The organism is Burkholderia sp. JP2-270 (assembly GCF_003233675.1).
Taxonomy (GTDB): Bacteria; Pseudomonadota; Gammaproteobacteria; order Burkholderiales; family Burkholderiaceae; genus Burkholderia; species Burkholderia pyrrocinia_C.
This window is the reverse complement of record NZ_CP029825.1, coordinates 2,527,598-2,540,599: the sequence shown is the minus strand read 5'-3', so window position 1 is coordinate 2,540,599 and position 13,002 is coordinate 2,527,598. Positions and strand designations below refer to the sequence as shown.

The 13,002-nt window shown below is 63.1% G+C and carries 9 protein-coding genes; 6 read left to right on the top strand and 3 right to left on the bottom strand.

Translation table 11 applies throughout. The features are described from left to right. Positions 1-25: 25 nt before the first annotated feature. From vgrG to tssB, 3 genes are all read right to left on the bottom strand, one after another. Positions 26-2,494: a type VI secretion system Vgr family protein gene (gene vgrG / locus DM992_RS29580; RefSeq protein ID WP_111019762.1), complete on the bottom strand. Its 2,469-nt coding sequence runs from the start codon at positions 2,492-2,494 to the stop codon at positions 26-28. Positions 2,495-2,574: 80 nt separating this feature from the next. Beyond that, positions 2,575-4,125, bottom strand: a complete 1,551-nt coding sequence (gene tssC / locus DM992_RS29575; protein ID WP_111019761.1) for a type VI secretion system contractile sheath large subunit — start codon at positions 4,123-4,125, stop codon at positions 2,575-2,577. Positions 4,126-4,198: 73 nt separating this feature from the next. Continuing rightward, positions 4,199-4,711: a type VI secretion system contractile sheath small subunit gene (tssB, locus tag DM992_RS29570; RefSeq protein WP_111019760.1), complete on the bottom strand. Its 513-nt coding sequence runs from the start codon at positions 4,709-4,711 to the stop codon at positions 4,199-4,201. 573 nt (positions 4,712-5,284) lie between these two features. Here tssB and tssK point away from each other — a divergent pair. The 6 genes from tssK (at position 5,285) to tssE (ending at position 12,998) form a co-directional block, all read left to right on the top strand. Then, positions 5,285-6,637: a type VI secretion system baseplate subunit TssK gene (tssK, locus tag DM992_RS29565; RefSeq protein ID WP_111019759.1), complete on the top strand. Its 1,353-nt coding sequence runs from the start codon at positions 5,285-5,287 to the stop codon at positions 6,635-6,637. A gap of 77 nt (positions 6,638-6,714) precedes the next feature. Continuing rightward, positions 6,715-7,389, top strand: a complete 675-nt coding sequence (locus DM992_RS29560) for a DotU family type IV/VI secretion system protein (protein ID WP_111019758.1) — start codon at positions 6,715-6,717, stop codon at positions 7,387-7,389. 98 nt (positions 7,390-7,487) lie between these two features. Continuing rightward, positions 7,488-9,149, top strand: a complete 1,662-nt coding sequence (locus DM992_RS29555) for an OmpA family protein (protein WP_239511449.1) — start codon at positions 7,488-7,490, stop codon at positions 9,147-9,149. A 94-nt stretch (positions 9,150-9,243) separates the two neighbouring features. Next, a complete protein-coding gene (locus DM992_RS29550) occupies positions 9,244-9,729 on the top strand; it encodes an Hcp family type VI secretion system effector (protein ID WP_006479553.1) in 486 nt (161 codons plus the stop codon). A gap of 135 nt (positions 9,730-9,864) precedes the next feature. Beyond that, a complete protein-coding gene (gene tssH, locus DM992_RS29545; RefSeq protein WP_111019756.1) occupies positions 9,865-12,579 on the top strand; it encodes a type VI secretion system ATPase TssH in 2,715 nt (904 codons plus the stop codon). Further along, positions 12,576-12,998, top strand: a complete 423-nt coding sequence (tssE, locus tag DM992_RS29540; protein ID WP_105393430.1) for a type VI secretion system baseplate subunit TssE — start codon at positions 12,576-12,578, stop codon at positions 12,996-12,998. The genes tssH and tssE overlap by 4 nt, the downstream gene beginning before the upstream one ends. The last annotated feature ends 4 nt before the right edge of the window (positions 12,999-13,002 follow it).

The following is a 13,002-nucleotide window of genomic DNA, read 5'->3' as shown; positions in this document are numbered from 1 at the left end:
TGTTCTGAAACAGGAATTGGCGGGTTCAGTCCAGCACGCGAATACGAACGTGCTCAGTGAAAAGACTCTTCTGATGTGGCGTCTTGCCAAACTCGTCCGTCAACACCTTGAGCACACTGCCATCGTCCCGCTTGATCTCGGCGCTTGCATTGGCAAGCGGCTCTCCGGTCGAAGGATTCCGGACAACGTAGGTATCGGCGAATTTCGCGTGCTTCCACGTATTCATCGATTCGGCGAGTGAACTCGGTCCCTGGCGGCCAAAGGCAGCGGATTTGATGGTTCGGTGACCTCGGGTGCCATCCTCGATACCGGTTGAGGCAATCCGAATGTATGAACCTCCGCATTTAAGGATCAGTTCTTCCTTGGCTTCCACCGTGACGCGGCCATTGGCACTGGTGATGCGCATGTCCTTGTCCGACATCACGTGCATCTCATCGCTCTGCGCTTGTATCTCGACTTTTCCCCGGGCGGCGAAAAGCCTCAGCCCGAGCCTTTGCGCAAAAAGAGAGACCAGTTCGCCAGCAGCAACCGTGAAGCGCTTCATGACGCCAAAATCGGCGTTTCCACCAGCAGTTGCAAATAGGTGGTTGTTCGCCGTCAACTGGAGATCGGTCCCGGAGGTAAGGCCCATGCCATCCGGCGCGCTCACGAGAACGCCGGATTTTTTCAGTTCCTTGAGCGTTCCGTCGAGCAGTGTGCGTTGACGCTCGTAGTCTGCCGCCACGGCCCGCGCTGCGCTCGCCGCGTCACCGAGCGAGCGCATCTGCTGCAAAGCCAGATCGAGCAATCCTTGCGCACCCTGCATGGCAAGCTGTTGGCTGTTGTCGTCAGATTGAGCTTCAGCAGTAACCAGAACACCCTTTGCGCCTCGAACCGCAGCGTGTCCATCCGTGCGAAGCTCCGCTCCCTGGCCGCGCTCCTTTCGGTTCTCGTCGACCATGTGCCCAAGATTGAGCTCGCTGACCTGATGCGGTGTAGTCAGGTGAATGTGCTCTACACCCTCCTTATCCTCCATCCGCAACTCATTCCGCGCAGCAGTACGAATCAGGTTCCGCGTATGGTTCAGGTTGTTGACCAGATCCGGATGCACGCTGTCGTGCATCGCCCCGATGATCGCCGGCCGGTTCGGATCGCCGTCCGTATGGACAATAGCCACTTCCGCGCCATCGATCAGCGGAAAGTGATGCCCATAGTTGTCGCCGCTATACGGTTTCGCAAACCGCACCGGCCGGCTCGTGCCGCCCGGGCTCCATTCATCGAGATCGAACGGCAGCTTGATCACGTACCAGCCCTGCTCGGTCAGATACGCATACTTGTAATTGCCCGGCGACGCAATCCGCGCGGGCAAGATTCCGTCGACCACCGGCCGCGAGACAGACACCATCGGCGTGCGCCACACGCGATCTGACGGAATCCCCTCGAACGCCACCCAATACGCCTCGCTGCGCCCGCCGTGCGACTCGACCGACGTCACGAAAATCCCGTGCTTCGCATCGACCGGATTCGGCGCGACCCGCATCACCTCGCCGGCTTCGAGCCAGAACGGATTGCCCGTTCCCTTGAAGATGATCTGTCCGGCCAGATAAGCCTCATGCCGCAACCGGGCCACGCGCTTGCCTTCCTCCGGCGTCTCGTAATGCTCGCCCCAGCGATAATCGACCGAGTTCGTCGTCTTGTCGTCGCGCGCGACGTTTTCCTCGACCAACAGCGATACCCCGGCCTGCCGATGGTTGTAATCATGCAATCGCACCGTTTCCGGCACACGTTGCATTTCACGCCCAAGCGTCTTGATCGCATCGGCCCCGACGCTCTCCAGCCCCGAATCACGACGATAGGGAACCGTACGCTGCTTGCGCGCATAGGCATCCAGATCGTCGCCGAACACGACCACCGCGCGATCCTTCTTCTGTTCCCAACGGAACCATATCCCTGCCTCGGCGCAGATACGCCGGACGAACGCAAACGTCGTCTCGCGATACTGCGTCACGTATTCGCGACGCTTGTATTCCCCGCGCAACTGGAACTGAAAATCGACGCCCGCACGATACCCGTAATGCCGCAACGTATCGGTCACGATCTCTTCGACCGACTGCTTCTGAAACAACCGGCTGGTCACCCCGCGATCGAGATCGGCCAATGTCGGCTCCAGCACGACCCGATAGTGCGTCTCGTCAGCCGACGTCCCGAGCTCGTCGAACCGGGTGATGATCCCGTGCACCGTATATGCCGGCGGCTTCGTGCTGAATTGCCCGGCGCTCTCCCCGAACATCTTCTGCAGATACCCCATGTCCGGATCGACCGGATCGACGATGAATTTCGCCGGTCGCCCCAGCACCTGATCCATCGGAATGCCCGCGACCGGGCTCGTGAATTCGATCTCGTACCGGTACAGCTGGCTGATCCGGTCCAGCCCGGTGAACGTCAGGATCGAGAACGGCGCCGGTTGCGGCGCCAGTTTCAATTCATAAGCCTGCGAAGGCAGAATCATCGACATGGGGTCCCTCGGTTGCGCAAACATGCGGCACACCGGAGCGACTCTCGCCACCCCGGGCGCCTCACGCGACTAACGCCTGATCAGTTCTTGGCCTTCGGCATCTGCGACACGAGCGACAGCCCGATGTCCATCCCTTCGACCTGGAAGTGCGGCACGATGAACAGCTTGATCCGGAAGAAACCCGGGTTGTCGTCGATATCCTCGACGGTCACCTTCGCGTCGCGCAGCGGGTGTGACGCCTGCAGCTCGTCGCCCGGATCCTTCATCTCGGTCACGAGCCCCTTGATCCAGCCGTTCAGTTCGAGTTCGAGCAGACGGCGATCCTTGGTCGTGCCGATGTTTTCGCGCTGGATCAGCTTCAGGTAGTGCGCGATGCGGGACAACAGGAAGATGTACGGCAGCCGCGCGTTGATGCGGCTGTTCGCCGTGGCTTCCTTGGTCTCGTACAGCGCAGGCTTCTGCGCCGAGCTCGCGGAGAAGAAGCACGCGAAGTCGTGGTTCTTGTAGAACGACAACGGGATGAAGCCGAGATTCGCGAACTCGAATTCGCGCGTTTCCGGGATCAGCACTTCGGTCGGGATCTTCGGCTGATAGCCGGTGCCGAGGTCGTACAGGTGGACCGGCAGATCCTCGACCTTGCCGCCCGCCTGCGGCCCGCGAATCTGCACGCACCAGCCGTTGCTGACGAAGCTGCGCACCATGTTCGCCGCGAACGCGAACGACGCGTTCATCCACAGGTACTTGTTGTGATCGGGGCCCTTGACCGCTTCCTCGTAGTTGAACGCCCGCACCGGCGCCGTATCCTTGCCGTACGGCAGGCGGCCGAGCACGCGCGGCATCGTCAGGCCGACGTAGCGCGCGTCGTCGGTATCGCGGAAGCTCTTCCACTTGATGTATTCGGCGCGATCGAAGTAGTTGCCGATGTCCTGGATCGCCGCCACTTCCTCCATCGACTGCTTGCCGAAGAACGCCGGCCCGACCGAGCCGATGAACGGCATGTGCGCAGCGGCGGCCACCTTCGAGATGTTCCGCAGCAGCGCAACATCCATCGGCGAGTTCGCAAACTCGAAGTCGCTGATCATCGCGCTGATCGGCTGGCCGCCCGGCGTGTCGTATTCCTCGATGTACGTCAGGCGATACAGGCCGCTCTGGATCAGTTCGGGCGTGTCCTCGAAGTCGCGCTGCAGCGCATCCTTCGACACGTCCAGCACCTCGATTCGCGCGTTCTTGCGGAAATCGGTACGGCTCACGAGCATCTTCAGGCCGCGCCAGCGTGCTTCGAGCGCCTGGAATTCAGGCGTATGCATCACCGCGTCGAGCTGGCGGCCGATCTGCCGGTCGATCTGGCCGATATGGAAGTCGAGCAGCGACTTGTCCAGCCGGTCGACCGGCTGGCTCGCCTTCGCGACGAGCTCGAGGAACGCGCCCATCCCGCGCGCGATCCGCTCGTCGGCCGACGCCTCGGACAGCATGTCGTTGTCGCGGAACGCCTCGAGCGGGCGCGCTTCGTTGACGGGCTTCAGGTTGATCTTGCTGCACAGCGATGCATAGACGCTGTCGATATCCCCGTGCGGGGCGTCCAGCACGACGGTCTCGGTCGCGCCAGTCTGCTGCGTTTCAGTGGATTTCATCTCGGGTCCTGTCTGCGATCGAATCGCTACGATGTTGCGGAATGCGCTGAACGCGCGCTTTGCCCGGCGTCGCTCACGCATGCCCTTCCGTCTGCGTCGCGGCGGTCGCGATCTGCGCGAGTTCGCCACGGAGCTTCGCGGACAGGCGGTCGTCCTTCAGCACCTTCTCGAACTCGCGACGGAACGTGCCGTTGTCGAGCAGGTTCGATTTCAGGTCGCGCAGCAGATTGCGCATCGCGAGTAGCGCCTGAAGCTCGGGAATCTGGCGCGCCACCTGCTCGGGCTCGAAATCCTTGATCGACCGGAACGACAGGTTGAGGGGCAACTCCGAACCGTCGCCGGCCAGCGTGTTGTCCGCAGCGATCTTGAGATCCGGTGCGTAGTCGGCCAGCACGGCATCGAAGTTGTTCTTGTCGATGTTCACTTTCTTGCGCTCGGCCAGCGGCGCCTGCTCGCGTCCGGCGCTGAAGTCGCCGGCCACCAGCAGCTTCAGCGGCAGCTCGACCTTCTTTTGCGCCCCGCCCGTATGCAGATCAAGGGTGATCGACACCCGGCTCTTCGGGATCTCTCGCTGAAAGCTATCCAATTCGTTCTCCTTATCTCAGGAAGCTTGAAGACTCCGCGATGCGCACCCGCAATCGCTGGTGCACCGTCGTTCACGTCACCTTTTCTCAACCCCGCAACACGTATTGACGGACGACTGATTCAGATATTCGCGGCACGACATCTGATTCAGGCAGAAAAAATAGCACGCACTTTCACACGAAGTAAACCACAAAAATCAAAAATTTATCTCCAATCACACACGGAATTTCAATAACAAGATTAGTCCGAATACAGAATCCAGCCGACCACCTCGCCACACCGAGATCACCTCAAACACCAAACCAATCACAAATAACAAAATCATGCACATAAGCAACTGATTTTTATACAAAAACACAAGACAAAAAAATCACAACAATCTCGATAATCCCCCCCACCCTAAATCCTCGAACCTTCAAAACAAGCTCACCCACACAATCTCAAAATTAATCACTCACATATCTCAATATAAATGACACATTCTTTAAAGAATCCCAAATCACGGGGTATACGAAATCAGGAAATGATGTATAGAATCGGCGCCTCATAATTCCTAATCGATATAGACCAAACCATGCGGATCGAAAAGCCGCTCTGGCATGAAGGGCTGATTCTTACGCAGCAGCATTTCCAGCAGCAGGACCGCTGGAACGGGTTCGCGCTGCAACAGCTGGCGTCGGCCATTGCCGTATCGCCTTGGGGAACGCTGAACGTCGACGTCGACGAAGAAGCTCTGGCCTCCGGCCGCCTGAAGCTCACGCGGCTGCAACTGCGCTTCCCGGATGGCACGCCGGTCGACACGACCATCGCAGACGCACTGCCGCCCGCTCGCGACCTCGTCGGCGAAATTCCCGCCGATACCCAGTCCGTCGAGGTGCTCGCCGCACTCGCGCTGCCCAATGCGAACGGCAGCAACTGCCGTTTCGACGAAACGGCGCTGGCCCGCCCGCGTCGCGCGTACCGCGAATTCGTCAAGGTGACGGACCTGAACGGCACGGCGGAAACCGAAATCGCTGCCGAGCGCCACGCGGTCCGGTTGCTGTACGGCTACGAATCGCACGCGGACGATACGGCATGCGCGATAGCCCGCCTGACGCGCACGACGAGCGGCCAGTTCCAGATCGATCGCGGATATGTGCCGCCCTGCCTGTCGCTGTCGGGTCATCCACTGCATATCGAGCGCATCCGGCGCCTTGCGGATATCCTCGCCGCCAAAAGCGCGCTCCTCGGCGCGCGCCGCAGCGAACGGATCGAACAGGTAGCCGAATACGGCGTCGCCGACGTCCAGCTCTTCTGGCTCCTGCACTGCATTCATCAAGCATGGCCGCAACTGCGTTTCCTCGCGTCGCATCCGGCGCAGCCCACGGATCGCCTGTACCAGGTGCTCGCCCAGTTGGCAGGATCGTTGACCACGTTCTCGACGCGCGTGTCGCTGACCGACATTCCGCCTTACGATCACGCCGCCGCACATGAGGTCTTCGCAACGCTCGAATCGCTGATCCGCGATCTGCTCGACGCGATCATCCCGTCGCGCGTCGTGTCGATCGGACTTTCGCACACGACGCCGACAACCTGGGTCGGCCAGTTCCGTGACGAGCGCATCGTCGAAGACGCGGCGGACTGGTACCTGTCCGTCAGCGCCGCGCTGCCGGCATTCGAGCTCGCCGAACAGTTTTCCCGCCTGTGCAAGATCGGTGCGCCGGACGATGTCGAGCACATCGTCAATTCCGCAGTGGCCGGTATTCCGCTCAAGGCCGTGCAGCGAGTACCCGGCGCCATTCCGGTTCGGCTGGACAACCACTATTTCGCGCTCGATGCACATGACGCCGCGCATGCGCGGATGCTCGCCGCGCGTGCTTGCCAGATCTACCTGCCCGCGTCGATTCCGGACGCGTCGATCGAACTCTATGCGGTGCTGCGCAGATGAATGCCATCGTCTCCACTCACCATGAATCCGCGCTACTCGCGAGGGAGCCATCGTCCGGCCGCTCGCCCCGGCCTTCGATGCGGGCGCTGCTGCGCGATACCGCGCTGCTCGTTACTCACCTGTCGAACGGTGGGCAGGTCGACAGCCAAGAAAACCTGCGTCAACAGTGCGTCCGACTCATCGCACAGTTCGCGACGGCACTCGATGCGCAAGGAGTCGCCGCCGATATCCGGGACGACGCCGTCCTCGCCCAGTGCGGGCTGATCGATGAAGCGGCATTGCGTTACCTTCCCGCGTCGGACAAGGGGAACTGGGAGTCGCGACCGCTGCAGGTCGAGCGCTTCGGCACTCACGACGCGGGGACCCGCATCTACGAGCGCCTCGAGCACCGGATGCGAGAACCCGCGCCGAACGTCGACCTGCTCGAATGCTATGCGGCCGTGCTCGGCCTTGGTTTCCGCGGCCGTTACGCTGCTCGCTCGGGCCTGTCGGCGGAAGCCCACGACGGCGAAGCGAAGCGTCAGGCCGTGATCGCTGCGCTGGTCGCACAGATCGATCGGTTACGACCGGCCTCGCAGCCGGGGTTCGTCACCGACCGCTCGAACACGCGGCTGATCGACCGGTTCAGACGCCTGTCGCCGTGGGCGATGGCGGGATTGGCATGCGTGATCGCGATATGCGTGTGGTTCGCGTGGGATCGCATCCTCGACGCGGAACTGGCACAACTCGTCCAGAAAGCGAAGCGGCCGTGACTTCCGATACCGCCCTCCCGCCGGCGGCAACACGCGCCTACTCCGATGCCGCCCGCGCGGCCCTGTCGGGCCTCGGCTACCCGCTGCGCACGGTCGTGATGATATCGGCCGCACTGGCGCTTGCCGTCATCGGATGGGTTTTGCCTGTCGACCGCGGCGTCATGTGGGGATTGATTGCGATCGTCGTCGCGCTTTCGGCGCTGATCGTCTGGTTGCATTCGCGCAGAATGACGCACGCCCGAGAACGAAACGTGCACATGCTTGCGCAACTCGGCGCGGCAACCGCCGACCTGCCCGTCGCGCTGCGCACCAGGATGCCGCTCGCCCTCGTCACCGGGGACGGCCTGCCCGCCCTGTTCGATCGCGACGCAACCCGGTCGCGTTTCGTCCACGTCGGCGACGGCGCCATCTGGTTGCGCGCCGATCGCCCCCAGGATCTTCCCCGTCTTGCCGTCGCCGTCCGCCAGTGGCGGGACGGTCATGCCCCCGATTGCGTCGTGTTGTCGGTCGCGCCGGGGCTTCATGCGAACGATGATATGTTGTCGCAAACGCTGCGCGTCATCCGGCAGGCGGTTGCAGACACGTCGCGCATGCTTGGTGCGTCGCTGCCGGGCTACGTCGCGATCTATCAGCGACTCGCCGATTCAGCCGTTTCGGTGGAGCCGGCGGCCCAGTGGTATGGCGTATCGGCAGGCTCACCGATCGCGGATATGCACCGTTTCGACTCCGCGATCGACGCAGCCGAATCCGATGCCCTCCATGCCGACGGAAGCCACGCAGTCGCGGCACGCGCCGCCGGGATCGGACCGATGATCGGATGGACTCGCCGCACCGTGTTCGACACGCTGACGGACCGACGCCAGCCCGCGTCGCCCTGGCCGTTGTTCGGCGCCGGCTGGATCGACCATGGTCCCGCGACGGGCCCCGGCAAGCCATGGGAACGTGAAGTCCGGTCGTGCATCGGTATCGCGCCGGCTGCGCTGCCTGCATCGCCGTCCCCATGGCCGCTGCCGCAGCCGCTGATCGACGCGATGCCGCACCGGTCGCAGCGATCACCGCGCGTCACCGCAGTCGCACATGTCGTCGCGATCGTTGCTTGCGCGGCCACCGCCGCCATCTGCAGCGCCGCGAAAAACAACGAAACGCTGATGACCCGAATCGGCGAACACGTCGAGCGCTACAACCGTCTTCCCGCTGCGCAAGACGCCGCAAAGCGCGACGCGGTCAAATCCCTTTCGTCGGACCGCGACCAACTCGAACGGTATGCCCGCATCGGCGTTCCGCTCCGACTGTCGTTCGGCACGTATCGCGGCGCTCAACTGCTGCCGATGCTCAACGACGCGATCGCCTCCTACGAACCGCCCGCGCCGCCGCCCGCCGTCGTCACGCTGGACAGCATGTCGCTGTTCGACAGCGGCAAAGCACAGCTGAAGCCGGGTACCACGCGCGCGATGGTCGATGCGCTCGAACTGATCAACGCGCATCCCGGCAAGCGCGTACTTGTGGCCGGTTATGCGGACGACCAGGGCCGCCCCGACCGCAACCTGAAGCTGTCGATCGACCGCGCGACCGCCGTGCGCGACTGGCTCGTCGATGCATCGGGCTTGCCGACAACGCAATTCGCGATTCAGGGCTACGGCGATACGCGACCGGTAGCGGACAACGGGACACCCGAAGGACGAGCGAGGAATCGCCGGGTCGAAATCACGCTGGTGCCTGATATACCGGCGCCGGCCGCTTCGATCCGCACTGCGATGTAGCACGCGTTTTGGTTCCTGGGGCATCCGCCCCGGGTTTGTCAGTGCCGGAATCCGGTTCCGGCGATTCGCAGTACGAAGAAGAAGGAGTGAACAAATGGCAATTCCGGCCTATATGTGGCTCAAGGACGACGGCGGCGCGGACATCAAGGGTTCGGTAACCGTCCAGGATCGCGAAGGCAGCGTCGAACTGGTCGCGTTCGATCACGGCGTGCACATTCCGACCGACGGCAATACGGGCAAGCTCACCGGCACGCGCGTGCACAAACCGATTACGCTGACGAAGGAGACGGACGCGTCGACACCCTATCTGTACAAAGCCGTGACGAGCGGCCAGACGCTGAAGTCGGTCGAGATCAAGTGGTACAAGATCGACGACGCGGGCAAGGAGAAGGAGTACTTCAACACGAAGCTCGACAACGTGAAGATCGTCGCCGTGAAGCCGAAGATGCTCGACATCAAGAACCCCGACTACGAGAAACACAACCATCTCGAAGACGTCGAACTGCGCTACGAGACGATCACGTGGTCGTACAAGGACGGCAACATCATCCACAAGGACACGTGGAACGAACGTTCCTGATGCGTTGACCGACTGGCGGAATCCGGCACGCCCGCGCGCCGGGTTCCGCTGCGCCGGTCGCCCGTTCGCAGTCATGCCCGTCGGTTCGCATGGGCATCGACGAATGCACGCCCTCCTTCCTGATCTGCTATCGACATGACGCCGCCTCTCCGGGACGCCTCCCATCTCATTCGCCGCCTCAATCCCCATTGCACGCGCGCGCTCGAAGCCGCCGCGAGCCTGTGCCAGACCCGGCTCGCGGACGAAATCGCGGTCGAGCACTGGGTGCTGAAACTGATCGAAGCGGACGACGGCGACATTCCGGCAATCCTGCGCCACTACGATCTCGACATCGATGCGGTGTGGGATGCGTTGATCGACGTGATCGACCGCATGCCACGTACGTTGCGCGGCATGCCGGCGCTGTCGCGGCAGCTCGCCACGGTGATCGAGGATGCGTGGACACATGCGGTGTCGGACGATTCCGACGGCACCATTCGTTCGGGTCATCTGCTACAGGCGATCGTCGACGCGCCACACGTCTTGCGCACGCAACGTGTGTGGCCGCTGCTGTCGGTTTCAAGCGCGCAGATCCGACGCGTGCTGCCCCGGATCGGGCGACGTTCGTCCGAGAACGCGTCCGATGAAATGACGTTGCAGCCGAAAACGTCGCCAACCATCGATCAACCCGGCAATGTTGCAACGGAAACTTCCATCGATCGTCACGACCGGCACGCACCGTCTCGCGCCGCCGACGACAACGCACTCGCGCGCTTTGCGCTCGACCTGACCGAGAAGGCCCGCCGTGGCGAGATCGATCCCGTCTTCGGCCGCGACCGGGAGATCCGGCAGATGATCGACGTGCTGACGCGCCGCCGCAAGAACAACCCGATCCTGGTCGGCGAGCCGGGCGTCGGCAAGACAGCGTTGGTCGAAGGACTCGCGTCGCGCGTGATCGAAGGCAGCGTTCCGGAAACGATCCGCGACACGCGCATCCTGACGCTCGACCTCGGCTTGCTGCAGGCCGGCGCAGGCGTGAAGGGGGAATTCGAGCAACGGCTGAAGAACGTGATCGACGAGGTAAGGACATCGGCGACACCCATCCTGTTGTTCATCGACGAAGCGCATACGCTGATCGGCGCGGGCAACGCGGTAGGCGGCGCCGACGCGGCCAACCTGCTCAAGCCGGCGCTCGCCCGCGGCGAGTTACGCACGATCGCGGCAACCACGTGGGCCGAGTACAAGGAATATTTCGAACGCGATGCCGCGCTCGAACGGCGCTTCCAGGTCATCAAGGTCGACGAGCCCGACGACGACACGGCCTGCCTGATGCTGCGCGGGCTCGCAAGCCGCTATGCGAAGCATCACGACGTCCACATTCGCGACGACGCGATCGTCGCGGCCGTGCGGCTGTCGCGCCGCTACATTCCGGCGCGCCAACTGCCGGACAAGGCCGTCGACCTGATCGACACGGCGGCTGCGCGCGTGCGCATGGCGCTCGACGTGCCGCCGGTGGAGCTGCAGCAGGCACGCGCGACGCTGACGGCACTCGAACTGGAACGTGCCGCGCTCGATGCGGATTCCCGCGCCGGGATAGGCGACGTCGCAGGGCGGCGCGCGACGATCGACACGGAACACAACGCCGTGCGCGGCACCGCCGACATGCTGCTCGGCCAGTACGCGCGAGAACGCGAACTCGTCGACATCTTGCGCGCCCTTCGCTGCGCAGCCGGCCCCGCGCCCGATCCGGCGGCCATTTCCAATGCCATCGATGCGCTGTCGACCGTTCAGGGCAAGTCGCCGATGATCGCCGCCGACGTTGATGCGCAATCCATCGCACGCGTCGTCGCGGAATGGACGGGTGTGCCGGTCGGCAATCTCGTCGACGATGAACTGCGAAGCCTGCTCGCGCTCGAAGCGACGCTCGCCGCGCGCGTGGTTGCACAGGACGATGCGATCGGTGCGCTGGCGGAGAGCCTGCGTACCGCCAAGGCCGGCCTGAAGAACGAGCACGCACCGCTCGGCGTGTTCCTGCTCACCGGGCCGTCCGGCGTCGGCAAGACCGAAACCGCGCTGGCACTCGCCGACCTGCTGTTCGGCGGCGAAGCCGCGCTGACGACGATCAACCTGTCCGAGTACCAGGAAGCGCATACGGTATCGCAACTCAAGGGCTCGCCGCCCGGCTACGTCGGTTACGGACGCGGCGGGGTCCTGACCGAAGCCGTGCGTCAGCGTCCGTACAGCGTCGTGCTGCTGGACGAAGTCGAGAAAGCGCATCGCGACGTGCTCGACATTTTCTATCAGGTGTTCGACCGCGGCACGATGCGCGACGGCGAGGGACGCGAGATCGATTTCCGCAATTGCGTGATCGTGATGACGTCCAATCTCGGCAGCGCGCAAATCGACGATGCAACGGCCGAGGATCCGGCGATCACGCACGAAGCGCTGCGCGAAGCTGTTCATCCCCAGTTGGTCGCTCACTTCCAGCCCGCACTGCTTGCGCGCTTTCAGACACTCGTCTATCGGCCGCTCGGCGCGGCGGCGCTCGCATCGATCATGCGGATCAAGCTGGACATGATCGCCGAACGCCTCCATCGGCAACACGCAGTGGCCCTGACGTGCGCGGACGACCTGATCGAATCGATCGCGCAGCACTGCGTGTCGCGCGAATCCGGCGCACGCAGCGTCGACGCGTTCCTGAACCAGCGCGTGCTGCCGGTCGTGTCGCGCGAACTGCTTGGACGGATGGCATCGGGCACTACGCCACGGCAAATCATGTTGTCGGCCACCACCGAAGGATCGTTGACGATCGACTTCGTCGACGCGCCGGCGGCCGGCGATACCGGCACGACACGATGGAACGACCGATGACCGCCGGCCCCTCGCTCTACGACATGCTGCTCGGCCAGATCGGCGGCGAACCGATCGGCGCTTACGACGACCGGACGCTCGAATGCCTGAGCGTGCAGCAGAACGTACGCCGCATTCTCAATACGCGGGCCGGTGCGCTCAAGCACCTGCCCGACTACGGGCTGCCCGATCTCACGAACATCTACAAGGCACTGCCGGCATCCGCACACTTGCTCAAGCAGCAGATGGAAGCGACGCTGCTGAAGTACGAGCCGCGCATTCGATCGATCGACGTCGGGATCATCGACAACCGCGACCCCGGCATCCTGGTCAGCTTCGAGATGACGTGCCACCTGAAGAACGCCGGGCTCGTGCGTTTCGGCACCTACTTCGAGCCGCCGGGCCGCCTGCGCGTCGAACGGCGCATCGATCGGTCATGACCAC

Coding starts and splice junctions, on each gene's coding strand:
- tssC (WP_111019761.1), bottom strand. CDS start 4,125: ATGAAATCCACTGAAACGCAGCAGACTGGCGCGACCGAGACCGTCGTG.
- DM992_RS29560 (WP_111019758.1), top strand. CDS start 6,715: ATGCGGGCGCTGCTGCGCGATACCGCGCTGCTCGTTACTCACCTGTCG.
- tssE (WP_105393430.1), top strand. CDS start 12,576: ATGACCGCCGGCCCCTCGCTCTACGACATGCTGCTCGGCCAGATCGGC.
- tssK (WP_111019759.1), top strand. CDS start 5,285: ATGCGGATCGAAAAGCCGCTCTGGCATGAAGGGCTGATTCTTACGCAG.
- tssH (WP_111019756.1), top strand. CDS start 9,865: ATGACGCCGCCTCTCCGGGACGCCTCCCATCTCATTCGCCGCCTCAAT.
- DM992_RS29550 (WP_006479553.1), top strand. CDS start 9,244: ATGGCAATTCCGGCCTATATGTGGCTCAAGGACGACGGCGGCGCGGAC.
- DM992_RS29555 (WP_239511449.1), top strand. CDS start 7,488: ATGATATCGGCCGCACTGGCGCTTGCCGTCATCGGATGGGTTTTGCCT.
- vgrG (WP_111019762.1), bottom strand. CDS start 2,494: ATGTCGATGATTCTGCCTTCGCAGGCTTATGAATTGAAACTGGCGCCG.